23 protein-coding genes and 1 riboswitch are annotated in these 24,530 nt (G+C 72.3%); of the genes, 10 read left to right on the top strand and 13 right to left on the bottom strand.

The window, feature by feature from the left end:
* Window positions 1-115 precede the first annotated feature (115 nt).
* The 4 genes from I004_RS0107420 to I004_RS39810 form a co-directional block, all read right to left on the bottom strand.
* The gene (locus I004_RS0107420; RefSeq protein ID WP_028434953.1) at window positions 116-784 is read right to left on the bottom strand and encodes a VTT domain-containing protein; all 669 of its coding nucleotides are present in this window, start codon (window positions 782-784) and stop codon (window positions 116-118) included.
* A gap of 210 nt (window positions 785-994) precedes the next feature.
* Window positions 995-2,866 carry an alkaline phosphatase D family protein gene (locus I004_RS32775; protein ID WP_051344816.1) on the bottom strand — a complete coding sequence of 624 codons (1,872 nt, stop codon included), beginning with the start codon at window positions 2,864-2,866 and terminating at the stop codon, window positions 995-997.
* Between the two features lie 436 nt (window positions 2,867-3,302).
* Window positions 3,303-3,974, bottom strand: coding sequence for an HNH endonuclease family protein (locus I004_RS0107410; protein ID WP_037975357.1), 672 nt, complete (start codon window positions 3,972-3,974; stop codon window positions 3,303-3,305).
* 258 nt (window positions 3,975-4,232) lie between these two features.
* Window positions 4,233-4,490, bottom strand: a complete 258-nt coding sequence (locus tag I004_RS39810; RefSeq protein WP_199779347.1) for a hypothetical protein — start codon at window positions 4,488-4,490, stop codon at window positions 4,233-4,235.
* Between the two features lie 280 nt (window positions 4,491-4,770).
* Between I004_RS39810 and I004_RS0107400 the strand changes: the two genes are divergently transcribed.
* The 4 genes from I004_RS0107400 (at window position 4,771) to I004_RS0107385 (ending at window position 9,088) form a co-directional block, all read left to right on the top strand.
* Window positions 4,771-5,358: a TMEM165/GDT1 family protein gene (locus I004_RS0107400; RefSeq protein WP_028434951.1), complete on the top strand. Its 588-nt coding sequence runs from the start codon at window positions 4,771-4,773 to the stop codon at window positions 5,356-5,358.
* Window positions 5,359-5,691: 333 nt separating this feature from the next.
* Window positions 5,692-6,789 (top strand): hypothetical protein, encoded by a 1,098-nt coding sequence (locus tag I004_RS32770; protein ID WP_158677013.1) that lies wholly within the window; start codon window positions 5,692-5,694, stop codon window positions 6,787-6,789.
* A 361-nt stretch (window positions 6,790-7,150) separates the two neighbouring features.
* Window positions 7,151-8,203: a peptidoglycan-binding domain-containing protein gene (locus I004_RS39400; protein WP_486579837.1), complete on the top strand. Its 1,053-nt coding sequence runs from the start codon at window positions 7,151-7,153 to the stop codon at window positions 8,201-8,203.
* A gap of 219 nt (window positions 8,204-8,422) precedes the next feature.
* Complete coding sequence (locus I004_RS0107385) at window positions 8,423-9,088, top strand: HAD-IA family hydrolase (RefSeq protein WP_028434950.1); 666 nt, start codon at window positions 8,423-8,425, stop codon at window positions 9,086-9,088.
* A gap of 58 nt (window positions 9,089-9,146) precedes the next feature.
* On the opposite strand, the gene I004_RS0107380 is transcribed toward I004_RS0107385, so the two are convergent.
* The 9 genes from I004_RS0107380 to I004_RS0107340 all read right to left on the bottom strand — a co-directional run bounded on the left by I004_RS0107380 (window position 9,147) and on the right by I004_RS0107340 (window position 18,127).
* Entirely contained in the window at window positions 9,147-9,899 is a 753-nt protein-coding gene (locus tag I004_RS0107380; protein WP_028434949.1) for a class I SAM-dependent methyltransferase, read from the bottom strand.
* A 189-nt stretch (window positions 9,900-10,088) separates the two neighbouring features.
* Window positions 10,089-10,268, bottom strand: a complete 180-nt coding sequence (locus I004_RS39395; RefSeq protein WP_028434948.1) for a hypothetical protein — start codon at window positions 10,266-10,268, stop codon at window positions 10,089-10,091.
* A gap of 158 nt (window positions 10,269-10,426) precedes the next feature.
* Entirely contained in the window at window positions 10,427-10,744 is a 318-nt protein-coding gene (locus tag I004_RS0107370; RefSeq protein ID WP_028434947.1) for an antibiotic biosynthesis monooxygenase family protein, read from the bottom strand.
* Complete coding sequence (locus tag I004_RS32760) at window positions 10,704-11,648, bottom strand: ECF transporter S component (RefSeq protein WP_106965297.1); 945 nt, start codon at window positions 11,646-11,648, stop codon at window positions 10,704-10,706. Before I004_RS32760 ends, I004_RS0107370 begins: the two co-directional genes overlap by 41 nt.
* A gap of 14 nt (window positions 11,649-11,662) precedes the next feature.
* Window positions 11,663-13,480, bottom strand: a complete 1,818-nt coding sequence (locus I004_RS0107360) for an ABC transporter ATP-binding protein (RefSeq protein WP_028434946.1) — start codon at window positions 13,478-13,480, stop codon at window positions 11,663-11,665.
* Window positions 13,477-14,631: a CbiQ family ECF transporter T component gene (locus I004_RS32755; RefSeq protein ID WP_051344862.1), complete on the bottom strand. Its 1,155-nt coding sequence runs from the start codon at window positions 14,629-14,631 to the stop codon at window positions 13,477-13,479. The genes I004_RS0107360 and I004_RS32755 overlap by 4 nt, the downstream gene beginning before the upstream one ends.
* 22 nt (window positions 14,632-14,653) lie before the next feature.
* Window positions 14,654-15,424 (bottom strand): SCO2322 family protein, encoded by a 771-nt coding sequence (locus tag I004_RS0107350; RefSeq protein WP_486579836.1) that lies wholly within the window; start codon window positions 15,422-15,424, stop codon window positions 14,654-14,656.
* Between the two features lie 59 nt (window positions 15,425-15,483).
* Window positions 15,484-16,845 carry an SCO2321 family membrane protein gene (locus I004_RS0107345; protein ID WP_028434944.1) on the bottom strand — a complete coding sequence of 454 codons (1,362 nt, stop codon included), beginning with the start codon at window positions 16,843-16,845 and terminating at the stop codon, window positions 15,484-15,486.
* Between the two features lie 183 nt (window positions 16,846-17,028).
* Window positions 17,029-17,136, bottom strand: a riboswitch (cobalamin riboswitch).
* Between the two features lie 286 nt (window positions 17,137-17,422).
* A complete protein-coding gene (locus tag I004_RS0107340) occupies window positions 17,423-18,127 on the bottom strand; it encodes a GntR family transcriptional regulator (protein WP_028434943.1) in 705 nt (234 codons plus the stop codon).
* Window positions 18,128-18,234: 107 nt separating this feature from the next.
* On the opposite strand from I004_RS0107340, the gene I004_RS0107335 reads away from it, so the two are divergent.
* The 6 genes from I004_RS0107335 (at window position 18,235) to I004_RS0107310 (ending at window position 24,511) form a co-directional block, all read left to right on the top strand.
* Window positions 18,235-18,987, top strand: coding sequence for a 5-oxoprolinase subunit PxpA (locus I004_RS0107335; protein ID WP_028434942.1), 753 nt, complete (start codon window positions 18,235-18,237; stop codon window positions 18,985-18,987).
* A gap of 41 nt (window positions 18,988-19,028) precedes the next feature.
* Window positions 19,029-19,652 carry a 5-oxoprolinase subunit B family protein gene (locus I004_RS0107330; protein WP_037975355.1) on the top strand — a complete coding sequence of 208 codons (624 nt, stop codon included), beginning with the start codon at window positions 19,029-19,031 and terminating at the stop codon, window positions 19,650-19,652.
* Entirely contained in the window at window positions 19,649-20,662 is a 1,014-nt protein-coding gene (locus I004_RS32750; protein WP_078510913.1) for a 5-oxoprolinase subunit C family protein, read from the top strand. Before I004_RS0107330 ends, I004_RS32750 begins: the two co-directional genes overlap by 4 nt.
* Window positions 20,663-21,208: 546 nt before the next feature.
* A complete protein-coding gene (locus I004_RS32745; protein ID WP_051344859.1) occupies window positions 21,209-22,552 on the top strand; it encodes a glycosyltransferase family 4 protein in 1,344 nt (447 codons plus the stop codon).
* An 82-nt stretch (window positions 22,553-22,634) separates the two neighbouring features.
* Complete coding sequence (locus I004_RS0107315; RefSeq protein ID WP_028434940.1) at window positions 22,635-23,447, top strand: methyltransferase domain-containing protein; 813 nt, start codon at window positions 22,635-22,637, stop codon at window positions 23,445-23,447.
* Window positions 23,444-24,511, top strand: a complete 1,068-nt coding sequence (locus I004_RS0107310; protein ID WP_028434939.1) for a prenyltransferase — start codon at window positions 23,444-23,446, stop codon at window positions 24,509-24,511. The genes I004_RS0107315 and I004_RS0107310 overlap by 4 nt, the downstream gene beginning before the upstream one ends.
* Window positions 24,512-24,530 lie beyond the last annotated feature (19 nt).

Here is a 24,530-nt window from a genome sequence, read left to right as displayed (position 1 = left end):
TTCCCTGAGCGGGGGCGCTGAATCCGGGGTGAACGCGGGCGGTGAACTCCGGGGCCGGGCACGGGCTCCCAGCGGGACGGCCGAGCCGTGGCATGCCGGGAGCGGGGTGGTGCGTCTAGGAGGAGCGCGTGCGCTTCCGGCGCGCCGGATCGTCAGCCGTCCGGCGCACCGCGTACGCCGCGAGCGTGCCGAACGTGAACAGCGCCAGCACCGAGACCGCCGTCCCGAGCCAGGTCGCTCCCAGCCAGCGGCCACCGAAGTAGCCGAGGCTCACGCTGTACGCGGCCCAAGTGAGCCCCGCCAGCGCCGACCACGGGACGAACTCCTTCGCGCGCCGGTGTGCGGCCCCCGCCGTGATGCTGACGAGGGAACGCCCCGCCGGCGCGAACCGTGCCAGCACCACAAGCGCGCCCCCGCCCCCGGCGAGCGCCTGGCCGAGCTTCTCCTGAGCGGCCTTCAGGCGGCGCGAACGGGACAGGGCGCGGTCGAAACGGTCACCGCCCCGCCGGGCCACGCGGTACGCGACGAGGTCGCCGAGCACCGAGGCGGTGGCCGCGCACAGCACCAGGGCGATGATCTCCGGGAGGTGCGCCGACTCGGCGGCGTCACGTGCGTGGCTGGGCAGGGCCGCGGCATCAGCGGCCGTACCCGCGACGGCGGTTCCGGCGGCGACGACGAGGACCCCGCTCGGCAGCAGAGGCACGAAGACGTCGAGCAGCACGGAGGCCGCGATCATCCCGTACAGCCATGGGGATCCGGTCACAGACCCCAGGATCTCCAGCACCGTTCGTCCCCGTACCTCTCGCGGTCGCTGTGCCGCCCCGTGCGTTCCCGGCCGGGAACGAAGTCAGTCAAATCAAGGTCTCTCCAGCGTACGCCCGCCGGTGACGCGGGGGACGGCTGGGACGTGCGGGATCGATCTCGGTCCTGTCTCAGCGGGATAACGGATATTCAGGGCCCGGGGGAACCCTGCTGGGAGCCTCCGGGTGGAAGGTCAACCTCCGCTATGGCCCGGCTCGTTGGGGGACGGGGACGGGGACGGGGGAGGCGACTGGGCCGGGACGAGCGTCCGCTCGAGAATCCGGTCCAGGCGGGAGCGGCTGCCGCGTCCCGCGCCGGGGACACCACCTGGACTGTCCGCGCCCTCGGGGACCGCCCGCGCCTGCTCCAGCCACAACTCGGCCGCCCGGCCGCGCAGTCGGAGCGTCATGAGCTGATTGCCGAACCAGGGACCCCCGGAGCGCTTCCACTTGACCACGGGACGCCCCGTGCGTCCGTGGCGTGCCAGTGCACGTCCCAGGCTGCGACCGGCGCGGCTCCAGCCGAAGCGGAACCCGGCGCGCATCACCGCCGGAATGCTGTTGTGCATCGGTGAGCAGGTCAGCTGCAGCACCCGCGAGGTCACGGGACCGCTGAACCGGGGTTCGCTGACGTAGGCGTGGTGCACGTCCCCGGACAGGACGCACACCGTCGAGGGGGCCCTGTGCGCGCCGGCGACCTCCTCGAGGAGTTCGCTCAGCGCCTCGAACGAACTGGGGTAGGCGGCCCAGTGCTCCAGGTCGCCCGCCCGCCGCATCGCTTCGCCGATGCGCGCCCAGCGGTCGCCCCGAGCGCCGCGGCACAGGGCGGCGTTCCACGCCTCCGCGTCGTGGATCGCGGGAGGGAGAAGCCACGGGAGCGATGTGCCAAGGAGGAGGTGGTCGTAGCCGCTGTCGTTCCCGTGCCCGGAGGTGAGGGGTGTTCCGGCGTCGGCTGGTCCGGCGGCGGGTGTGCCGGGATCGTGGACGGCGGTGCTGGGGCCTTCGAGGGTCGCGATGCCGCCCGGGCCGTCGTCCGGTCCGGTCCCCGTCAGCATTTGCTCGCGCAGCCACGTCATCTGCTGCTTGCCGAGCATCGCGCGCTGCTGTTCGTCCAGCACCCTTGCTGCCCGGGTGTCGACGATCAGCATTCGCACCCTGCCGAAGTCACGGCGGAAGCTCCACCGTGCAGTGTCCGGATGCATGTCGGCGCGTTCCACGAACTCACGGAGCACCGCCGTCCCGTCCCCCGCGGCGGCACGTACGGCGGCGAAGACCGAGTCCTCGGCGAGTTCACCCGGCGAGAGATTGCCCAGGTGCTGGTAGACCCAGTACGAGGCCAGCCCGCCCAGGATCCGCTCGCGCCACCAGCCCGTCTCACGCATCTCCCTGCGCCACGCGTCGCTGGTGTTCCAGTCGTCTATCACGTCGTGGTCGTCGAAGATCATGCAGCTGGGCACGGTCGAGAGCAGCCAGCGCACTTCCGGGTCCGTCCAGGACTCGTCGTAGAGGAGCGTGTACTCGTCGAAGTCCGCGACCTGGCTCCACGGCGGCTCCGAAAGGTCCCGTCTCGCGGCGAGTTTCTCGCGTACGGCCTCGGAGGTCTCGTCCGCGTAGACCTGGTCGCCAAGGAGCAGGAGGACGTCCGGGCGCTCGCCGCCCGCGATGGCGCGCTGGGCGAGCGCGTCGAGAGCGTCGGGGCCCACCGGGTCGTGGGAACTGGCGGAGGGCCGGGCGGCCCAGCGGCACGAGCCGAAGGCGACGTCGACCGTGCCCGTACCGGGTGCGGGGGTGCGGATCGTGCTCGGAGGCAGTGGGGAGTCGGGCACGGGCCACACCTCCGTGCCGTCGAGGAGAAGCCGGTAGGCGGTCTCGGTGCCGGGTTCGAGGCCGACGACGGTGATCAGCGCGTAGTGATGGCCCGAGATCTGCCAGGTACGGGCGCTGCCGCCGGCGCTGCCCGGGGCACAGCGGACCTCGGCCTCGCAGGGCCCGTCGGTCTCGATCCAGATCGTCGCCGTGTCCTCGTCGACGTAACGCAGCAGCGGTCCCAGGCGCAGCCTGCCCATGGAGTTCTCCCTCCGTCGTCCCGCACGGTACGGAACGACCAGGGCAACCGGCGAGTTTCCTGCAACGAGAGCACCGCTCTTTTCTTTGGGGGCGCTGCTCTTTTTCCTTGGGGGAGGGGCCGGCTCCATGCCGATGCACGTCGAGCGTGGTGCGCCATGTCGCTCCAGACGAGAGCACTGCTCACCCCAGCTCCCCGAGCCCTCCGCAGACCCGGAGCCCTGAATCCTGAACGTGCCCGCACCGGGCTCCGGCCTCCATGCCCAGGCTTCCGCATCCGCACCGCACCCGCACCGCCCCCGACACGCAAAGAGCACTGCTCCGGAATTGCCCTGATCCCTCGCATGGAGAGGTGCATTCCGGAGCAGTGCTCTGTGTCGTGACCGGCGTTCTGACCAGAAGGGCGCCCGTGCCCGGACTAGGCGGCCCCGGCAGAACTCAGCACTTGCCCAGGGCCTCGGTGAGTGCGGTCTTCTCGGCCGAGTCCGCGGTCAGCTCGTAGGTGCTCTTCACCCAGATCCACATCCGGGCGTAGGTGCAGTGGAAGCTGTCGTTCGGCGGCATCCACTCGGCCGGGTCCTGGTCACTCTTCGACTGGTTCACGTTGTCCGTGACCGCGAGGAGCTGCGCGATCTTCATGTCGTTGGCGAGCTGCTCACGCTTGTCCTGCGTCCAGTCGCTGGCGCCCGAGGTCCAGGCCTCGGCGAGCGGCACCATGTGGTCGATGTCGACGTCCGAAGGGTCGGTCCACTTGCCGTCGTCGTACGGGCTGGTCCAGGAGCCACTGCTCGGGTAGCAGTCGCTGCCCGTCTCCACGCCCTCGCCGTCACGCTTGAGGACGGCTTCCCGGGTGTCGCATCCGTCGCCCTGGTCGCTCCAGTGCGGGAACTTCTCGCGGTCGTAGCCGTCCATGGAGCCTTCTGTCTGCTCCGTCAGCCCGTCCAGCATGGTCTTCGCCTCGGAGGCGCTGGGTGGTGCGGGCGGTTCGGCCTGAGCCGTGGAGATCCCGCTCGTGAACAGCAGCAGCCCGGCGGCGGGCGCGGCGAGCGCGGTGATGATGACCGATTTGCGGCGACGCGCGTAGAGCTCGGTGCGTATGCGCTTCTGCATACGAACTCCCTCGGTGTGGGGGGATATTGCAAGGCGTGCAGCCCGTGTTGGACCGATGTTGCCGACGACACGTTGCCGGAAGGCAGGCATCAGGTAACAGCGTGACGACGTGTTCACGTCACATCAAGGCCTTGGTCACAATCCGCTGACGGAACGTCCAACACGCGCCTCGCAGCCTTCACTTATCGCCTCCCACCTGCCCGTCCGGTACATCACGCCCGCCTCGTACATGACGCACAATCCGTCCCGCCGGAGCCTCTACGGAGCCCTGACCGGCCGGCCGCAAGGGGGTCTCTTACGCTGCTCGCCGCCGAAGCCCTGCTCACCGTCGGCCGCACGCTCGGCGACTGCGGCCGTCCTGCTGCCGGCCGCAGTCGCCGTCGCCGCGCTCGCGCGCCTCGCCCATGACGACGGCCGCGTCGCTGCTGGCAGCTGTTCGTGCTCGTCGCTCTGCTGCTGGTGCAGGTGGTCGCGGTGGCTGCCGTCCTGGAGCTGATCGCCTTCGGACGCATGCATCGTCTAGCCTTGCTGACTGCAGAAGGGGAGTAGCTCTTCGCCGGACCGTCGACACACTGGGCGGACCACCGGTCTGCGGCCTCCGTCTCCGTGACGGTGCGCCCGGCCGTACGTCCCGCCCCGGCGCCCGGAGCGCGGCATCCCGGACAGGCGGCTGACGGCCGGTCCGGGCCTGCGGCGCCAGCGAGACCTTCGGCCGAGCAGTGTCAGTCATGTACGACGCTGCCGTGCCGAAGCGTGCTCCGCGCCGGTACGGCAGCCCTTCCCGGAGGACCGATCAGTGATCAGCCTTTCCGTCGCAGCCGTCGTCTTCGGCGTCGTCTTCCTCGCCGAACTGCCCGACAAGACGGCCCTCGCGGGTCTGATGCTGGGGACCCGCTACCGCGCCTCGTACGTCTTCGCGGGCGTCGCCGCCGCCTTCGTCCTGCACGTCGTCCTCGCCGTGGCCGCGGGCAGCGTGCTCACGCTGCTTCCGCACCGCATCGTCCAGGCCGTCGTCGGTGTGCTCTTCCTCGCCGGTGCCGCGGTGCTGCTGCTGAAGAAGGACGAAGGGGAGGGGGAGGAACAGGCCAGGACCCCGGCGGGCCAGTCCTTCTGGAAGGTGGCGTCCAGCGGCTTCATGCTCATCCTGGTCGCGGAGTTCGGTGACCTGACACAGATCATGACCGCCAACCTCGCGGCCCGCTACGACGATCCCGTCTCCGTCGGCCTCGGCGCCGTGCTCGCGCTGTGGTCCGTGGCGGCCATCGGCATCCTCGGCGGCCGTACGCTCATGCGCTTCGTGCCGCTGCGGTGGATCACCAGGGTCGCCGCACTGGTCATGATCGGTCTTGCCGCCTTCAGCCTGTACGAGGCCATGGCGCCGTGACGGGACGCTGTGACGAGGGGCTGTGACGGGACGCTGTGACGGGACGCTGTGACGAGGAGTTGTGACGGGACGCCGTGACAGGAGTGCCGGTTTGGGGACGCCGCACGGCCTGATCCGCCGCGCGGCTTTTCCCGGCGGCGTGTGCCAGTGCGGACTTCCTCCTCCTGGTGATGCGCCCGGTGAACGTTGCCTTACTCTGATGCCTCTCGCGTCACCGCGATGTTTCCGGCTGCCTCCGACTCGACAGGGCCGAAGCGGCGGTTGAGCTGTGAGGCGCCGGGCGGAACCGGGCCCGGACCAGAACCGGACCACGAACCGAAGACGGGGGAACCTGTGCGTATTGACGGGCGTATAGGCAGGGCAGCGGGCGTTGTCGTGCTGATGCTGGCCGCTGCGGCCTGCGGCGGCGGCGATCCGGAGGAGGGGAAGACCTCGGCGGACGCGCCCGAGCAGGCCGCTCCCGTGCGTCCCGTCCCGGTGGAGAAGCAGCAGCGCGACATCAGATGGTCGGATCTCAAGAACCAGTCGCATGCGCTGCGGGCGGCTCCCAGCGAACTGGCACGCGGTTCGGAAGCCGACTTCAAGAATGTCCGGCTGGACGAGAACCTGAAGGGCAAGGTGCCCTACTACCTCACGGTCTCGTACACGAACGAGGGCAAGAAGCGGCTGGAACGCCCCTCGCCTGAACGGGACTTCGCGCTCGCCGCCGCGGACGGGAAGGCGGGCGAGGTGGTCTCCGTCCTCTCCTCGGCGCTCTCCAAGAAGTCGGGTCTGCCGAAGGCGTGTTCAAAGAGCGCACCGGAATCGCTGGAGCCGGGAGGCAGGGCGACCGTGTGCCGGATCGTCATGATGCCGAAGAACCGGCCGCCGGCCGCGGTGTCCTACGCCGGCAGGGACGCCCGCGGCAACGAGAGCGACCCGGTCATCTGGAAGGCCGGCGACGGCGGGAAGGGTGAACTCCCCAGCGGCGTACTGCCGTTGAAGAAGCCGGCGGAGTCGGCCGTGGAGGACGCCGAGGGCCGCACGGTCAAGGTGCGGGCGACGCCCCGGAGCATCCGGGCCGGCAAGCCCGCGGACCTCAGCCGGTTCAAGCTGGATGCCCGCGACAAGAAGAAGGTTCCCTACTACGTCACCGTCGAATACCGCAACGACGGCTCGGACAAGCTGCTGCCGCAGATGAACCAGAAGACCGAACTGCGCGCCGTCAGCGGGCAGTCGGCACGCAGGCTGACTCTGATCGACTTCGGCGGCGACGGGGTCGCCCAGTGCCCGGACGCCGAGCCCGACGGGCTCGTGAAGCCGAAGTCCTCGGTGACGGAGTGCTCCGTCTTCATGCTTCCGAAGACCGACTCGCCCGCCGCCCTCGTCTTCACCGGTGAAGGCAGCTCGGCGAAGACCGTGACCTGGCAGGCACCGGGACGCGGCAAGTAGCCCCGTCCGCACGGGATTTTCCGACCGCCGGCCGGCGACAGCGGCTCACCGCCGTGCTGGCGCCGGCCGGTCAGATGGCGCGTGCCGTCACGGTGCTGGGTCTCCCCGCCTGGAGACGAATCGCAGGACGTCAGCGGGGTTGAGCGCGTCTGGTCGGGTCCTCCTCGCAGGAGCCCGGTCGCGGACCAACGGCCCCCGGAGCTAGATCGAATGACTCTCGTCACCTTCGTACGTCATTTCGGACTGCGATTGACCGAACTGCTCACGAACCACGTAAGGTGCACGGCTGGACAGTCACTGGCGATTCGGGTGGCATCGGCGCGTAAAGGCGCGGCGACAGCACCCAAGGGGAGGGGCCGGGATGACGGCGCATAGATGCTGCCCGGAATGCGGTGCGGAGTTGACCGCCGACGGGGGGAAGTTCTGTGGCTGCGTAGGCCCGTTCACGGCTGAGCACGTCGACCCGATGCACATACGCCCGTATGTGGACCTGCCGGAACCCGAGGACGAGGGGTCTCAGGCGCCCGACCTCGAACCCTTCGCCCGCTGCGGCCAGGGCGAGAGGGCGGAGATGCCCGTGGTGCGCCCGTACGACGACATGGGGCCGGAGGAGTCCCTCACTTCGGGCAGGCCCGGCGAGACCGGCATCCTGCCGGTCCACGTCCACGGAGTCCCTCAGAGCGGCCCGCCCGCCACGCGGGGCGGCAGCCACCGCCGCACGAAGGGCCGTGGCGACTACGCCTACGGGCGGGACGAGGGTGCCGGCAGGCGCCGCGGTCCCGCCAGAGTCGCGCTCGCCGCAGCCGGTGTCGTCGCCGCGCTGGGCGCCGGACTGCTGACGACGCAGGCACTCACGGACGACGGCGGCGGCGACGACCGCAGCCTCAGCACCGACGACACCGCCCTCCCGGACATGCCCAGCGGAGGCCCGACGAAGGACCCGTCGCGCACGGAGGTGCGCAAGAGCGACAAGAAGCCCTCCGCGAAGCCGACTTCACGCACCGCCGGCCCCCGCGCCGACCGGGACGGCGACGGGCACACCGGCCGGGGCCCCGCCCCGTCCCGTACGTCTTCCGCGGCGCCCGGCACTCCCGGTGACTCGGACGGACGCGGCAACGGCGGGGGTTGGGGCGGCGACCACGGCCCTGACCGTCCGCGGCCCCCGCAGGAGTCGACGCAGCCGAGTGGCGAGACGCTGCGCCAGGGTGACAGCGGCCCGGAGGTCGCCGAGTTGCAGCGGCGGCTCAAGCAGGTCGGTGCGCTCGACGACGACACCCCCGAGGACGGCGTCTACTCGCGGCAGGTCCAGCGTGCGGTCGCCCAGTACCAGGCACGCAACGAGGTGCGCGGGGACGAGTTCGGCGAGTACGGCCCCACCACGCGGCGCGCCCTGGAGTCCCAGACCTCGGGCTGACCGGCCCCGGCCCCGGCCCCGTTCGCGGCCCGGACTTCCGGGCGGACGAACGACGTACGGACGGGCACGGCTGGCGCTCACCCCCTTCTCTTTGTATCGTGATGAAACAAAGTGGTTCCGCCCGTTCCCCCTGCGCCAGGCTGCCTGGCCCGCGGGTCCCCTGACCGGGCGGGCGGGACCACCTTGGTTCTGTCTCCGTACGTGAGGGAGCCCGCACCCATGACGACACCGCAACCGCCCCTCACCGCCCGCGGGCTGCTGCTCGACATGGACGGCACGCTCGTGAACTCCGACGCCGTCGTCGAACGCGTCTGGCGCGACTGGGCCCTCTCCAAGGGCGTCGACCCGGCCGCGGTGCTCAGCATCGCGCACGGCCGTCAGGGATACATGACGATGGCCGACGTCCTCCCCGACCGGCCCATGGAGGTCAACCACGCGGAGAACGAGGAGCTCCTGGCCCGTGAGACGCGCGAGCTGGACGGCATCGTCCCGGTCCCGGGAGCCCTCGCCTTCATGGCCGCTGTCGCAGGCGTGCCCCACGCGCTCGTGACGTCCGCCGACTGCGGTCTCGCGACGGCCCGCATGCGCGCGGCCGAGGTGCGCATCCCGGACGCGTGCATCACGTCCGAGAACGTGAGCGCGAGCAAGCCGGACCCCGAGGGCTTCCTGAAGGGGGCGGCTGAACTCGGCCTTCCGCCGGAGGAGTGCGTGGCGTTCGAGGACTCCGGCGCGGGCATCGCGGCGGCGCGGGCGGCCGGAATGCGGGTCGTGGGTGTCGGGGCGCGGGCGGCCGAGCACCAGCCCACCGCCCTCGTCGCCGACCTGACCCAGGTCAAGGCCGAGCCGCTGCCGGACGGGAGCGTCCGGCTCGCCTTCACGGACTGACCCCGCCCGGGGACGGTCGAACTCGCGCTCTCGGGCTGGTGCGGTCAGGACTCGCCGGTCAGGTCTCGCGGCGGAACAAGGCCGTCCACAGGAAGGGTTCGCCGAAGTACGGGGACTCCGGCGGCTCGTCCCGCATGCGGCGCAGCTCCACCTCAGTCAGGCCCGAGAGGATCCGGCGCAGGGACTCCGGGGTGTAGGCGAGACCTCCCTCAAGGCTCGACCCGCGGTAGAGGTCCGCGTCACCGGTCTCGCACCCCATTTCCCCGGCGGCGAAGCAGCTGAGGCCGAGATGCCCGCCGGGAGCGAGGGCGCGGTCGAGCAGTGCGAGATAGCTGATGCGGCGGTGCGGCGGGAGATGGTGGAAGCAGCCCGAGTCGTAGATCAGGTCGTACGGGCCGCCGAGTTCGGCGCCGGTGTCGCCGTCCGGTCCGCCGGTGAGGGCGAAGGCGTCACCGCAGTGGAAGTGCACCTGGGCGCCCGCCTCGCGGGCACGGTCCTCGGCCCAGGCGATGGCCGCCGGTGAGAGGTCGACGGCGTCCACCTCGAAGCCGAGTGCGGCGAGCCGGAGGGCGTTGCGGCCGGGGCCGCAGCCCAGGTCGAGGGCGCGGCCCGGCGTGATGAGGCCGCGCTCGGCGTACGAGATCAGATTCTCGTCCGGTTTCGCGACGAAGAACGGCACCGCTCGCTCGCGGTCGGCGTAGAAGCCGTCCCACCAGGAGGACGCGCCGTTCGTCCACCGGTCCGCCTCCGGCTCGAACAGGCCGTCCAGAAGCCTGAGTACGTCCTCCACGCTGCGGATGTCCCGGTCCATCGCCACGCCCCCCTCTTTCCCCCGAGATCGTAGGCCCGTCGGGCCGGTGGGAGACCGGGCCGGAGAATGCGGCCGGAGGGAACGGAAGTGGCGGGACGCGGGCCGAATGTCCCGGAGGGGCCGCTTCAGCCGCTCACTGCCGCCCCTTGCGCCGGCACACCTCGCACGGGAACGGGCACGGCGCAGGGGTCACCACGGGAGCGGCAGTTCCTGTCCGTGTGCCGCCCGTGCGTGTCTGCGCAGCCGCACCCGCGCGTCGGTCTCCGCGCTCCGGTCGTACTCCCCGGCCGCCTTCTCCACGAGGCCCATCAGCGTGACGCATACCGAGCACTCCCTGGCCGCCTTCACATCACGAGTCATGTCCGACATGCGTGGATGTTCGCTCGTACGGGAGCGGCAGCGCGTCAGACATCCCCCGGGCGTGACCAGTTGGCGTCATTCGGGTGGCGTTGCGGGCGTGCGGCCCGCCCGGTTCGGGGCAGGGCCGCCCCCTGGGTGGGGTTCCTCGGTTTTCGGTTCTGAGTGGTTCAGCCGGCCTTCGGGCCTGCCTGCTGGACGACCTCGAAGGACCAGACCGAGGAGCTCTCGGAGACGGGCTTGGGCCGGTCGCCGCCGCCCTGGTGGGCCGACTTCATCGGGCCCTCCATCCAGGCCCGGAACGACTCCTCGTCGCGCCACCGCGTGTAGACCAGGTAGTTGTCGGTGCCTTCGACGGGGCGGAGGAGTTCGAACCACTCGAAGCCGTCCGAGCCCTCCACGGCACCCGCGCGGGACGCGAAGCGTTTCTCGAGGATTTCCCGCTGCTCAGCCGGGACCTGCAGCACGTTGATCTTCACGATGCTCATGCGCCCCATCCTGCCGCACTGCCTCAGGTCGCCCGCGCGCCGGTTCCCGCGGCGCTGCCGGCGGTACGAAGCCGGCCTGGGCGTCGAAGGCCGCGCGGCGGGTGGCGCGGCGCAGGGCACGCAGGACCGTGCTGCCGAGGGTGAGGACGAGGACCACCGTCAGGGTGGCGCGGGGCAGGTCCCAGCCGAGGGACGTGGCCAGGACGTAGGTGAGGAAGCGTGCCAGGTTCTCGGGCAGCGGGTCGCCCGGAACGAACGAGATGCCCGAGCCGAGACCGGCGATGTAGGGCCAGCCCTGGAGGTTCATCACCAGCCCGTACAGCAGCGCCGAGACCGCGCCGTACAGCGCGAGCATCAGCAACTCCGGTCTGCCGCGGAGCCGTTCGGTACCGGGCAGCAGCCCCGCGCCCATGGCGACCCAGCCCATTGTGAGCATCTGGAACGGCATCCACGGCCCGGCGCCGCCCGTGAGCAGCGCACCGGCGAACAGCGACAGCGCACCCAGTACGAAGCCGAAGCCGGGTCCGAGGACGCGTCCCGAGAGGACGATGAGGAAGAACATCGGTTCCAGGCCCGCGGTTCCCGCTCCCAGGGGCCGCAGCGCCGCACCGGCTGCCGCGAGCACGCCGAGCATCGCGACGGCCTTGGCGTCCATGCCGGTGTCGGCGATCGTCGCGACGACGACCGCCAGCAGCAGCGGCAGCAGCGCGGCGAAGAGCCACGGCGCATCCCGTGAATGGGCTAGTCCGGATGCGGAGTCGGCGAGCAGGGGCCAGCCGAAGGCGGCGACGCCGGTGGCGCTCGTGAGCACGAGCGCCGCGACGGAGCGCGGGCCGAGGCGGAGGGCGCGCGGAGCGCCGCCGTGGGCGCGGGGCGAGGCGGGGGATGCGGTGCGGGGGTTCACTTGGGTGCCGGGGCTCACTCGACGGCTCCTTCGGTGGAGTCGAGCGCCGCACGGACCTGGGAGACGGTGAGCCACTGCTCCGGGGCCAGCACCTTGGCGACCTGTGGTGCGAACGCGGGTGAGGAGGTGACCACTTCGGCGGTGGGGCCGTCCGCGACGATCTCGCCCTGCGCGAGTATCACGACGCGGTGCGCGACCTCGGCCGCCAACTCGACGTCGTGCGTTGCCAGTACGATCGCGTGGCCCTCGCCGGCCAGTGTGCGCAGGATGCCGACGAGCCGGGACTTGGCCGCATAGTCCAGGCCGCGTGTGGGTTCGTCCAGCAGGATCAACTGCGGCCGTGCGGTGAGGATCACGGCGAGCGCGAGCGCGAGCCGCTGGCCCTCCGACAGGTCCCGCGGGTGCGTCTCCCCGGCCACGTCGGGCAGCAGCGCGGCGACCAGGCCTCGGCAGGTGCCCGCCTCGGCTGCGGCGTCCTCGTCCGCTGCCGCGCACTCGGCGGCGACGGTGTCGGCGTACAGCAGGTCGCGGGGCTCCTGCGGTACGAGGCCCGCGTGCCGCAGCAGCCGCCGGGGGTGGGTCTCGGCCGGGGTGAGGCGCTCGGGTCCTCCGACCGTCACTGACCCGCTGGTCGGTGTGTGAACTCCCATGAGCGTGCCCAGCAGCGTCGACTTGCCCGCTCCGTTGCGTCCCATGAGTGCGACGGTCTGCCCCGGACGGAGGGCCAGATCCACGCCGCGCAGCGCGGTGACGTGGCCGCGGCGGAGGGTGAGGGCCGAGAGTTGCGCCGCCGGTGCCGCGCCGTGGCCGGCGTTCGTCGCACCGTGTCCGGGACGACGTGGACGGGTCTTGAGGGCCGTCCGGAGTCGAGCCAACGGGCCTGCTGTGTCGCGGAGTTCGCGGTCACCCCTCGAGGCGGGGGCGTGCGCGCCGGCGCTGTAGCCGACGTCCGCGAGGTCGGTGCCCTCCGGGTCCGGGGTTCCGCCCTGCCGATCGGTGAGTCGGTCGCGCAGGGGCCCCGCCATGCGGCGCGCGTCCCGCACCGACAGCGGCAGCGGCGACCATCCGGCGAGCCGCCCCAGCGCCACGACGGGTGGCCGGACCGGCGAGACGCCCATCTGCTCGGCCGGATCGCCCAGCAGGGCCGTGGCGCCGGGCTCCGGCAGCAGCAGCACCTGGTCCGCGTAGTGGACGACGCGCTCCAGCCGGTGCTCGGCCATCAGCACTGTCGTACCCAAGTCGTGGACGAGGCGCTGCAGTACCGCGAGCACCTCCTCGGCGGCGGCAGGATCGAGCGCCGACGTCGGTTCGTCCAGGACCAGTACGCGCGGATGGGGGGTGAGCACGGATCCGATCGCCACGCGCTGCTGCTGGCCGCCGGAGAGGGTGGTGATGGGGCGCTCGCGCAGCTCGTTGAGGCCGAGGAGGTCGAGGGTCTCCTCGACGCGGCGCCGCATCGTGGCCGGGGGCAGCCCCAACGACTCCATCCCGTAGGCGAGTTCGTCCTCGACGGTGTCGGTGACGAAGTGGGCGAGCGGGTCCTGGCCGACGGTGCCGACGAGGTCGGCCAGTTCACGGGGCTTGTGTGTGCGGGTGTCACGTCCGGCGACGGTGACCCGGCCGTGCAGGGTGCCGCCGGTGAAGTGGGGCACGAGCCCGGAGACGGTGCCGAGCAGCGTGGACTTGCCGACGCCGGACGGGCCCACCAGCAGGCACAGTTCGCCCTCCGGGATCTCCAGATCCACCTCCCGCAGGGCGGGCGCGGGTACTTCGCCGGTCCGGGCGGCTGCCTCGCCGTCGTAATGGACGGACACATGCTCGAAGCGGATCACCGGGCGGGCTCCTCGTGTACGGGCGACGACGCGGTTGCGGAGGGGGCCGGGGCGAGGTCCGGCCCCGGGGCGGGGGCGACGAACGCCGGCAGCAGTCCCACCAGCAGCCCGGCCGCGGGCCACAGCGGAAGCTCCGGTGCCGTCAGCGGCACCGCCGGCGGATGCAGCGCCTCCGGGAACGCGCCGCCCGCCGCCACCATGACGGCACCGGCCGCCGCACCCGAGGCGGCCGTCAACCAGGCCCGGACACCCCACAGTTCGGGCCGGTGGCGGGTGCGGATGCTGCGACGTCCACCCAGCCGCAGCCCGGCCAGCGCCAGCAGCACACCGCCGAGCAGCACCGGCAGGCCGTACACCGCTCCCTGCGCCGACAGCAGCGCGTACGTACCGGCGCACACGCCGAGCAGCCCGCCGAGCGTGAGCAGAGTAGTCGTCCGGCGTACGGCGGGCGGCACGTGGGCGCTGCGTCCGTAGCCGCGTGCGTCCATCGCGGCGGCCAGCGCGACCGAACGCTCCAATGCGCCCTCCAGCACGGGCAGTCCGACCTGGAGCAGCGCTCGGACTCCCTTGTCGGCACGCCCGCGCAGGCGGCGTGCGGCACGCAGCCGCCGCACGTCCGCGACCAGGTTGGGCGCGAACGTCATCGCGACGACGACGGCGACGCCCGCCTCGTAGAGCGCTCCGGGAAGGGACTTGAGCAGTCGGGCTGGATTGGCGAGTGCGTTGGCGGCGCCCACGCAGACGAGCAGGGTCGCCAGCTTCAGTCCGTCGTACAGCGCGAACACCAGCCCCTCCGCGGTGACCCGGCCCCCGACGCGCACGCCTCTCGCCCAGTCCGGCAGCGGCACTTCGGGCAGCGTGACCAGGACGTGGCTGCCGGGGATGGGCGAGCCGAGGAAGAAGGCGAAGAAGAGCCTGATGACGAGCACCACGAGCCCCAACTTCAGGAACACGCCGTACGAACGGGCCCAGGGGGCGTTCGTACGGCGCGCGGCGACGACATAGCCGGCCACGGCGCACAGCAGCATCAGCAGCAGCGGATTCGTCGTGCGGGACGCGGCGGTCGCCATGCCCAGCGCCCACAGCCACCAGCCGCCCGGGTGCAGGTCGAGACCGCGGCCGGCCTCGGGTGCGCGCAGCCGATCCTTCATCGCCTCACCGCGTCCCACCCGCTCACCCGCGGCGCCGCGAACGGCGGACGGCCGCGAAGGAGAGCGCGGCGACGGCGGCGAGGCCCGCGGCGACACCCGTCGCCGAGCCGAAGCCGCTGCCCGAGTCGTCACCGCCTCCGTCGTCCCCCGCGCCTGCCGTCGCCCCGTCGTCCTTCTGCGTGCCCTCCTGCCCCGTGCCCTTGTTGTCCTCGCCGCCCTCGATCTGCTCGCCGCAACCGCGTTCCGGGTAGCCGTCGATGGCGCACAGCAGCGCGTCGGAGTTGTAGCGCAGCGGCTTCGCGACGTCCGCGAGGGCGTCGGCGGCCGTGGCGTCGTCGTCGACCTGCGCACAGGCGGTACGCCGCCGGGGCGGGCTCTCGCCGCGAGGTGCGTGGGCCCGAGTGCCGAAGTCGATGGCGAGCGCGATCCGCTTGCGGCCCCTCTCGGTGTCGGTGCCGCCGCAGACGGCCGCGAACTCCGCGTCGCCGCGCGGCTGTTCCGCATCCTTGGAGTCCTCGCTGAGCGCGAAGCGGAAACCGAGCACGGCGCCGTCCTCAGGGCGCAGTACGGACGGGCCCTGGGTGGCGTACGACCACGCGGCGCTCCCGTTCTTCCCTTTCCGCTCCCAGAACGCCCAGTACCGGTAGCTGCCCGACTCCGAGGTCCGGGCGGGCACCGCGGCAGGCGCCGCCGCAGTCACCGTTGCCTTCGCCGCCTCAACGTCGGCGGCGCTCGCGGGTACCTGCACGGTGGCCGGGAGCAGCGCGAGCCCGATCACCGCCGCAGCGCGCACCGCGCCCCAACGGACCGGCAGGCCCCGGCTGTTCGCCGGACCCGATGCCCTGCGGGCGGTCACTGTCCCTGCCGCTTTCTGCGGGCGCTGATCAGGAAACCGACGCCCACGCCCGCGGCCAGCCCGGCGCCCAGCAGGGACCAGCGCAGCACGTCGCCGCCGCTTCCGTCCTCCTTCGTCGTCCCGCCGGTGGCCTTCTCGTCGGGCATGCGGGCGGGCTCCGGGCCGGTGGCGACGAGGCGGTCGAGGAGCTTCGTGCCCTTGAGCGCCGACGCGTCGCCGCCGGTCGCGTGCACGGCGAGCATGACGCCGGCGACCGCGGCCGGGTCGTTCTCGGCCTTGTCCCAGGAATCGAGCTTCTCCGCCAGCCAGTTGAGCGGCTTGCGCGCCTCGGCCCGGTGGCCTGCCGCGGCGAGTGCGATGACGGCGTCGGCCGTGTTGGCGTAGTCGGGTGTGCCCTCGGCGCCGGGCGTCACCGCGAGCAGGTGGTCACCGTTCTTCTCCAGCACGGACGTGAGGTGGGCGGCACCGGCGTCGGCGGCCTGGTCGCGTGCGAGGGGCTTGCTGTCGTCGACCTTGCCGCACTTCAGCGGCTCGACCGGGCGGTCCTGCTTCCGTTCGGGCAGCAGCCCGGAGCCGGTTCCGGCCAGGACGGCCGCGGCGGTCGCGTCGTCGTTGGCGGCCAACTTCCCGTCCTTGCCGGGCTGGTAGGCGAAGGCGCCACGCTCCTCGGTCTTGGCATCGCAGCCGAGCTGGAGCGAAGTGAGCGCGTCGTAGGGCGACTTGCCGTCCTTTGTGACCTTCTCCGGCGCCTTTCCGGCGGCGGTGTGGGCGCCGATGACGACGGACACCGAGTTCGCGTCGCTGGGGCCGCCCGGGTTGTAGCCCCAGCCGCCGTCCTTGTTCTGCACGGAACGCAGCCACGCGAGGGACTTGCGCACCGTCCCGTCCTGACCGCCGACCGCCGCGAGCGCCTGCACCGCGGCGCCGGTGGCGTTGGTGTCGCCCGGGGTCTTCTTCGCGTCGCACGCGGCGCCGGGGTCGGCCCGGTACGCGGTGAACGAGCCGTCGTCGCACTGCTGCCCGGCGAGCCAGTCCACCGCCGCACGGGCCGGTTCCGCACCGGCGGCGTCCAGCGCGAGGAGGGCCATCGACTGTCTCCACACGCCGTCGTACTTGGGGTCGGCCTTGCCGTAGAGCGCCTTCGGCGTCTTCTTCCCGCGCGCGGATGCGGAGTCGGAAGTTGCGGACTTCGATGTGGCCGATATCGAAGTACCGGGCGCGGCAGCGGACTTGGCAGCGCCGGCGAGTGAAGTACCGGACGTCCATGGGGCGGAGCCGGCGGCCGACGCCACGGGTGCGGTGACGGCGCAGATGGCAGTGGCCGCTGTGACGGCTGTGATGCTCCGGCGCAGGAACATGGGGGTGCCCTTTCGGTGAGCGGTCCGCAGCTCCGCACGGCCGCCCCGCCCGTGCGGTGGCATGCGTGCGCTGCACGCGTACCGTCGGGCGGCACACCCGGCTCAGCTCCGTAAACCTCGACGGTGGGAGCCGGCCTCCGCCCATGGCGGCGGACACGGCTCCGCGAGCCTTGCTTCCGGCCGGGTGCTCCGGCTCACGACGCCCACAAGGGGCCGCTGTCCAGCGGCTGTTCACCTCGTACGGGCGTCGCTCACGGTTGCGGGTCAGCGCCGGATTCTCACCGGCTTCCCTCGATCGGATGCGATGTACGGCTCTCACTCTAGTGCCGCCCTGCGGGGACCTGCTCCGGGCGGATGCCGGGCGGCCGGGAACCACCGCGGGACATCGGGGGGTTGGGTCCGTCCCACCGGTCCGGTAGCAGGACGGCACACGCACCTGGTGTGTGCGGAAGCCTGATCAGTGCGTAGAGGTTGTTCAACGATCGGACAAGGATGTTCGCTGCAACTATTCCCCGTGAAGGTCACGGACCGCAGGCGCAGGCCGGGGTCCGCCGCCGACGCCCGGCCGGACGCCCTCTCAGCCGCGCTGCTCCGGGTAGGCCTCGATGACCTGGCGCCGCGAGTCCTCCAGGTAGAAGCCGAGCATTCGTTCCGCACCCTCTGCGTCCCCGTCTTCGAGGGTGGTGAGGATCTCGCGGTTGCGGGAGAGGTAGGGCTCGTAGAAGCGGCGCGGGTCGTCCATGACGTGGAACGCCAGCCGCAGCTCGGCCAGCACGCCGCGCATCAGGTCGTCGGTGCGCTCGCTGCCCGCGAGCCCTGCGAGGGCCTGGTGGAAGTGGATGTTGGCGGTGCCGCAGTCGTTCCACTCGTTCCGCTCGGCGGCCCGCTCTCCCGCCGCCACGGCGCCGGCGACCTGCTCCAGCGGGTACGGGGGGTCTTCCAGTCCGCGCACGGCGGCGCACTCGACGAGATTCCGCACGCGATAGATGTCCGCGATGTCCGCCGCCGAGAGGACCCGTACGAACGCACCCTTGTTGAGCCGGTGGACCAGCAGCCTCTCGTGCGTGAGCAGGCGGAACGCCTCACGCAGTGTGTTGCGCGAGACGCCCAGGGCGTTGCCGATGCGCTCTTCGGAGAGCCGGACCCCGGGTAGGAAGAAGCCCTGTGCGATACGTTCACGCAGGATGCCGGCGACCCGCTCGGCCGTGCTGGTGCGGCCCAACAGGGCGCGGTCAGCGGCGAGTTCGGACAGCTCCAGGCCGGAGTCGGTATCGGCGGTCATGGTGATCTTTCTTCAGGGCAGGTGGTCCGCCCCAGTGAAACCTACAAAGCCGTACGGGACAACAACCCCCTTGCCGTATTGTTCAACAATCCTCTAGGTTGGCTTCGATGATCGACCTCAACGCCGACCTGGGAGAGGGCTTCGGCCGGTGGGAACTCACCGACGACGACGCCCTGCTGAACTCGGTCACCAGCGCCAACATCGCCTGCGGCTTCCATGCCGGCGATCCGCTCACCATGCGCCGCGTCTGCGAGCGGGCCGTGGCCGAGGGGGTGCGGATCGGGGCCCAGGTCTCCTACCGCGACCTGGCCGGATTCGGCCGCCGCACCATGGACGTGCCGGCTGCCGAACTGGCCACCGAGGTCGCCTATCAGATCGGTGCCTTGGAGATCTTCGCCCGGGCCGCGGGTGCCGCCGTCGCCTACGTCAAGCCGCACGGTGCGCTCTACAACCGCTGCGTGCGCGACACCGAGCAGGCCGCCGCCGTCGTCGAGGGCATACGGATGGCGGGCGCGCCCCTGCCCGTGCTGGGGCTGCCCGGATCCGAACTGCACAGCGCCGCCGCGGCCGTCGGCCTTCCCGTGATCGACGAGGCCTTCGCCGACCGCGGCTACCGCCCCGACGGCACCCTCGTGCCCCGCAGCGAACCCGGCGCGGTCCTCACGGATCCCGAGCAGGTCGTCGCCCGCTCGATCGCCATCGCCGAAGGGAAGGACGTCGCCGCCGTCGACGGCCGGCCGTTGCGTCTGCCCGCCCGCTCCCTCTGCCTGCACGGCGACACCCCGGACGCCGCCCGCCTGGCCCGCCGGATACGCGACGAGCTGACGGGTGCCGGGATAACAGTACGGGCGTTCGCGTGAGCGGCTCGGCCACAGCCTTGGGCGGTCACGGGAGCGAGCGTGTGGTCCTCCCCGTCGGGCGTCACGGCCTGCTGATCGAACTGCCCGGAGCCGAAGAGGCCGAGGCGTTCCACGCCGAAGTGCTGCGCCGCCGCTCCGCCGGGCTGCTGCCCGGCATCACGGAGATCGTGCCGGGCGCCCGCACCGTACTGCTGGACGGGCTGGCCGAACCACGGCGTCTGGCGGCGGAGGTGGGGGAGTGGGAGGTCCCGCCGCTCGCGCGCGGCAGCGAGTCCGCCGTGGAGATCGCCATCCGCTATGACGGGCCGGACCTGGCGGACGTCGCCGGCATGTGGGGCGTGGCCCCCGAGGAGGTCGGGCGGCTGCATGCCGCCACCTCCTTCCGCGTCGCCTTCTGCGGCTTCGCGCCAGGTTTCGGCTACCTCACCGGACTGCCCGAGCAGTACCACGTGCCGCGCCGGTCAGATCCCCGTACGAAGGTCCCGGCGGGCTCGGTCGGACTGGCCGGTCCGTACACCGGCGTCTATCCCCGCTCCTCACCCGGCGGCTGGCAGCTGATCGGCACTGCCGTGGGCACCGTGCTGTGGGACGCGGCACGTGAGCCCGCCGCGCTCTTCGCACCCGGCACCCGTGTCCGTTTCGTCCCGGAGGGCGGAACGGAATGACGGCCCCAGCCGACTCCGCCGGCTCCGGCCCCACCGGTTCCGGCCGCGCCCCGGCACGGGCCGCCGCCGGACTCCACGTCGTACGGGCCGGGGCGCTCACCACCGTCCAGGACCTGGGGCGGCCGGGTCACGCACATCTGGGCGTGCCCCGTTCGGGAGCGCTGGACGAGCCCGCTCACCGGCTCGCCAACCGGCTTCTGCGCAACCCGGAGAACGCCGCCACCCTGGAGACCACGCTCGACGGCTGTGCGGTGCTCGTCACCGCGGGCGGGCAGGGCCGCCCAGGTCCCGCGCCCGCAGATCCGAAGGGCACGGACGGCGCGGGAACTTCACGAGGTCCCGTCACCGAGGCAGTGGTCACCGGCGCCCCCTGCGCGGTCACCGTGAACGGACGGCCCGCGCCGTGGGGCGTCCCGTTCCGGCTGGCCGCGGGCGCCGTGCTGGACGTCGGGCCCGCCGAACGCGGGCTGCGCAGCTATATCGCCTTCTCCGGCGGCGTCGACGCCGAGCCGGTGCTCGGCAGCCGTGCCACCGATCTGCTCTCCGGGCTGGGGCCCGAACCGCTGCGCGACGGTGCCCGGCTGCCCCTGGGTGCCACTCCCGCCGCCGGGCCCCGTCACGGGGGCGCCATCGACGCCGCACCCTGGGCGGGTCCGCCCGGCGAACTCGTGCTGCCCGTGGTCCAGGGGCCGCGTGCCGACTGGTTCACCGGCGAGGCCCTGCGCATCCTCCTCACCGGCGGCTACCGCGTCTCCTCCGCCAGCAACCGCATAGGCCTGCGCCTCGAAGGGCCGGTGCTGGAGCGGGCGCGCGAGGGTGAACTCCCCAGCGAGGGCATCGCGTTGGGTGCCCTCCAGGTGCCTCCGGAGGGACGCCCCGTCGTCTTTCTCGCCGACCACCCCGTCACGGGCGGCTATCCGGTGATCGGCGTCGTGCCGCAGGAGGCCCTGGCCGCCGTGGCGCAGGCCGTGCCCGGCACGCCCGTGCGCTTCACGCCCGTCTCGGGGTGACGCCTCCCGTGGCGACGCCGAAGCCCTCGGCGGGGAACGTCGTGGCCGGTCCGGCGAATTGGCCGCACCCCGGGCCGAGGCGGGCCGTCCCGGCCTCATCCGGCGTGTGCGCGGCGGGAGTTGGCTGTACGCCGCGGTCGTGTCAGCGACGCGGACGCCCCTGCCGGTGACCCCGTCCCGCACCGCTCAGGCCCCTCCCGCCCGTGCGAGCGGACGGCGAACCCCCGCCCGCATGGCCCGTTTCGCCACGGGTGCCCTCTTCCGTGGTGAAACCGCCTTGCGTCCGCCACGCCCGCCGTGGGGGATCGGTGCAGGTGGGGGACGGGTGGCGCGAATCACCTGCCTCGGCTGCTCCGTATAAGTGACCGGCCGGTAAATTCTTGGTCCGAAGGTGGGCGGACCCGGCAGGGCCTGTCTTCCCGACGTCCAGGAACAGCGCCGGTGTCTCCGATCCCCTTGGAAGCGCCGTGACGAAGGGGGCCGTGAGTGACCGCAGAGGCCGTACGGGACACCCTGGCCACCGGAGAACGCGGACCCGCCGGGCCCGTGACTGTCCCCGCCACACCCGCTCCAGCGGCGGCCTTCGGCGGCCACGCCGACAGACCTCTGCGCATCGCCATGCTGACGTACAAGGGCAACCCGTTCTGCGGCGGCCAGGGCGTCTACGTCCGGCATCTCTCCCGCGAACTGGCCCGGCTGGGCCACACGGTGGAGGTGATCGGCGCCCAGCCCTACCCCGTGCTCGATGAGGGAGTCACCCTCACCGAGCTGCCCAGCCTCGACCTGTACCGGCAGCCGGACCCGTTCCGCACCCCCGGGCGGGGGGAGTACCGGGACTGGGTGGACATGCTGGAGGTCGCCACGATGTGGACCGGCGGCTTCCCCGAACCGCTCACCTTCTCCCTGCGTGCGCGGCGCCATCTGGCCGCGCGCCGCGGCGAGTTCGACATCGTGCACGACAACCAGACACTCGGCTACGGACTTCTCGGCGACCTCGGCGCCCCGCTCGTGACGACGGTCCACCACCCCATCACCGTCGACCGGCAGCTGGATCTCGACGCGGCCAGGACCCGCACGGCCCGCGCCTCCGTACGCCGCTGGTACGGCTTCACGCGCATGCAGAAGCGCGTCGCACGCCGGCTGCCGTCCGTCCTGACCGTCTCCGGCTCCTCGCGGAAGGAGATCACCGACCAGCTCGGGGTCCGGCAGGAGCGCATCCATGTCGTCCACATCGGTGCCGACACCGGCCTGTTCTCGCCGGATCCGTCCGTTCCGCAGGTGCCCGGACGGATCGTGACGACGTCGAGCGCGGACGTGCCCCTCAAGGGCCTGGTGCATCTGGTCGAGGCACTGGCCAAGGTGCGCACCGAAGTCCCCGAGGCGCATCTGGTCGTCGTCGGCAAGCGGCCTGAAGAAGGCCCGGTCGCGGACGCGCTGGCGCGGTTCGGGCTCAGCTCGGCGGTGGAGTTCGTCAAGGGCATCAGCGACGCCGAACTGGCCGGACTGGTGCGGGGAGCACAGGTCGCGTGCGTGCCGTCGCTGTACGAGGGTTTCTCGCTGCCCGCCGCCGAGGCAATGGCGACGGGGACGCCGCTGGTGGCCACGACGGGCGGCGCCATCCCCGAAGTCGCGGGCAAGGACGGCGAGACGTGCCTCGCCGTGCCGCCCGGCGACGCGGGCGCCCTGGCCGCCGCGCTGCGACGGCTGCTGGGTGACGCCGGGCTCCGCGCCCGCCTCGGCGCCGCAGGCCGCGAACGCGTGCTGCGCAACTTCACCTGGGAGCAGGCGGCCCGCGGAACGGCGGAGCACTATCGCGCCGCGATCGCCGGGCAGGCCCGCGCGTCCAGAGACTCGAGCGACTCCGCACGGGCCGCGTGCGTACCGCGCTGATTCCAGCCCCGGAAGCGGCCGGCCGCGTGCCGCACCGGATCCCCCATCTGTCGCCGAACCCGCCGAAAGCAGAGGCAGACCCGTGCTGACCGTCGACTTCTCCCGCTTCCCCCTCGCTCCGGGCGACCGCGTGCTCGACCTGGGCTGCGGCGCCGGCCGGCACGCCTTCGAGTGCTACCGGCGCGGCGCGCGCGTCGTCGCACTGGACCGCAACGCCGAGGAGATCCGCGAGGTCGCCAAGTGGTTCGCGGCGATGGCCGAAGAGGGTGAGGCACCCGCCGGTGCGACGGCCACCGCCATGGAGGGCGACGCGCTCGCCCTGCCCTTCCCCGACGACAGCTTCGACGTCGTGATCATCTCCGAGGTGATGGAGCACATCCACGACGACAAGGGTGTGCTGGCGGAGATGGTGCGGGTGCTGCGTCCGGGCGGCCGCATCGCCGTGACCGTGCCGCGCTACGGGCCGGAGAAGGTCTGCTGGGCGCTGAGCGACGCGTACCACGAGGTCGAGGGCGGCCACATCCGCATCTACCGCGCGGACGAACTCCTCGGCAGGATGCGCGAGGCAGGTCTGCGCCCGTACGGAACACATCACGCGCACGGCCTGCACTCGCCGTACTGGTGGCTCAAGTGCGCCTTCGGTGTCGAGCGCGACGGCGACGACGCCGCGCTCCCCGTGCGCGCCTACCACCGCCTGCTGGTCTGGGACATCATGAAGAAGCCCCTGGCGACGCGCCTCGCGGAAAAGGCCCTCGACCCGCTCATCGGCAAGAGTTTCGTGGCGTACGCGACGAAACCGCATCTCCCGGAGGGCATTTCACCCGGTGACGCCGCCGAGCCCGCCGGTGCGGCTGCCGGTTCCGGGACGGCGGGCGCGGCCCAGGGGCACGCGTGACGACCCCGGGGCGCACCGAACGCCTCGTCCTGGACGGCGTCCTGACGGCCGCGCAGGCCGGGCAGACCGTGAAGGGACTGCTGGCGATCCAGCGTCCGGACGGTGCGATCCCGTGGTTCCGCGGCGGGCACCTCGACCCGTGGGACCACACGGAGTCCGCGATGGCCCTGGACGCCGCCGGTGAACACGCGGCCGCCGAGGCCGCCTACCGCTGGCTCGCGGAGCACCAACTGCCGGACGGCTCCTGGTACGCCGCCTACGCCGACGGTGAGGTCCAGGAGCCCAAGGACCGCGCACGGGAGAGCAACTTCTGCGCGTACGTCGCCGTCGGCGTCTGGCACCACTACCTCGCGACCCGCGACGAGACCTTCCTCGAGCGGATGTGGCCCGTGGTCGTGGCCGCGGTCGAGTTCGTGCTGCGGCTCCAGCTGCACGGCGGGCAGATCGGGTGGAAGCGCGAGGCCGACGGCACCGTGGTCGGCGAGGCGCTGCTCACCGGATCCTCGTCCGTGCACCAGGCGCTGCGCTGCGCCCTGGCGTTGGCCGAGCACCGTGAAGAGCCCCAGCCGGACTGGGAGTTGGCGCTCGGTCTGCTGGGTCACGCCGTGCGCCGCCACCCGGAGCGCTTCCTCGACAAGGGCCGCTACTCCATGGACTGGTACTACCCGGTGCTCGGCGGCGCGCTGCGCGGCGAGGAGGCGAGGGCACGCATCGACGAGGGCTGGGACCGCTTCGTCGTGCCCGGCCTGGGCGTGCGGTGCGTGCTGCCCAACCCGTGGGTGACGGGCGGCGAGAGCGCCGAACTGGCCCTGGCGCTCTGGGCGTCCGGGCAGCCGGACCGTGCCCGGCGGATCCTGGAGTGGGTGCAGCACCTGCGTGCCGAGGACGGCCTCTACTGGACCGGTTACGTCTTCGAGGACGACGCCGTCTGGCCGGAGGAGCTGACCAGCTGGACGGCGGGCTCGCTGCTGCTGGCTGTCGCGGCACTGGGCGGCGACGAGGCGACCGTGCAGGTCTTCGGCGGGGAGCACCTCCCCGAGGGACTGCCGCCGGACTGCTGCTGAGGGCGGGTGTGCGGCGGCC

It is taken from the genome of Streptomyces sp. TAA486 (assembly GCF_000426165.1).
This window is presented reverse-complemented; position numbering and strand designations above follow the sequence as displayed.

What these genes read in the sequence shown, in the direction of transcription:
- I004_RS39810 (WP_199779347.1), bottom strand. Translation starts at nt 4,490, where the DNA reads ATGCATGCGTCCGAAGGCGATCAGCTCCAGGACGGCAGCCACCGCGAC.
- I004_RS0107380 (WP_028434949.1), bottom strand. Translation starts at nt 9,899, where the DNA reads ATGGACCGGGACATCCGCAGCGTGGAGGACGTACTCAGGCTTCTGGAC.
- I004_RS32775 (WP_051344816.1), bottom strand. Translation starts at nt 2,866, where the DNA reads ATGGGCAGGCTGCGCCTGGGACCGCTGCTGCGTTACGTCGACGAGGAC.
- I004_RS32750 (WP_078510913.1), top strand. Translation starts at nt 19,649, where the DNA reads ATGACGGCCCCAGCCGACTCCGCCGGCTCCGGCCCCACCGGTTCCGGC.
- I004_RS0107335 (WP_028434942.1), top strand. Translation starts at nt 18,235, where the DNA reads ATGATCGACCTCAACGCCGACCTGGGAGAGGGCTTCGGCCGGTGGGAA.
- I004_RS0107370 (WP_028434947.1), bottom strand. Translation starts at nt 10,744, where the DNA reads ATGAGCATCGTGAAGATCAACGTGCTGCAGGTCCCGGCTGAGCAGCGG.
- I004_RS0107385 (WP_028434950.1), top strand. Translation starts at nt 8,423, where the DNA reads ATGACGACACCGCAACCGCCCCTCACCGCCCGCGGGCTGCTGCTCGAC.
- I004_RS0107340 (WP_028434943.1), bottom strand. Translation starts at nt 18,127, where the DNA reads ATGACCGCCGATACCGACTCCGGCCTGGAGCTGTCCGAACTCGCCGCT.
- I004_RS0107345 (WP_028434944.1), bottom strand. Translation starts at nt 16,845, where the DNA reads ATGTTCCTGCGCCGGAGCATCACAGCCGTCACAGCGGCCACTGCCATC.
- I004_RS39400 (WP_486579837.1), top strand. Translation starts at nt 7,151, where the DNA reads ATGACGGCGCATAGATGCTGCCCGGAATGCGGTGCGGAGTTGACCGCC.
- I004_RS32755 (WP_051344862.1), bottom strand. Translation starts at nt 14,631, where the DNA reads ATGAAGGATCGGCTGCGCGCACCCGAGGCCGGCCGCGGTCTCGACCTG.
- I004_RS39395 (WP_028434948.1), bottom strand. Translation starts at nt 10,268, where the DNA reads ATGTCGGACATGACTCGTGATGTGAAGGCGGCCAGGGAGTGCTCGGTA.
- I004_RS0107410 (WP_037975357.1), bottom strand. Translation starts at nt 3,974, where the DNA reads ATGCAGAAGCGCATACGCACCGAGCTCTACGCGCGTCGCCGCAAATCG.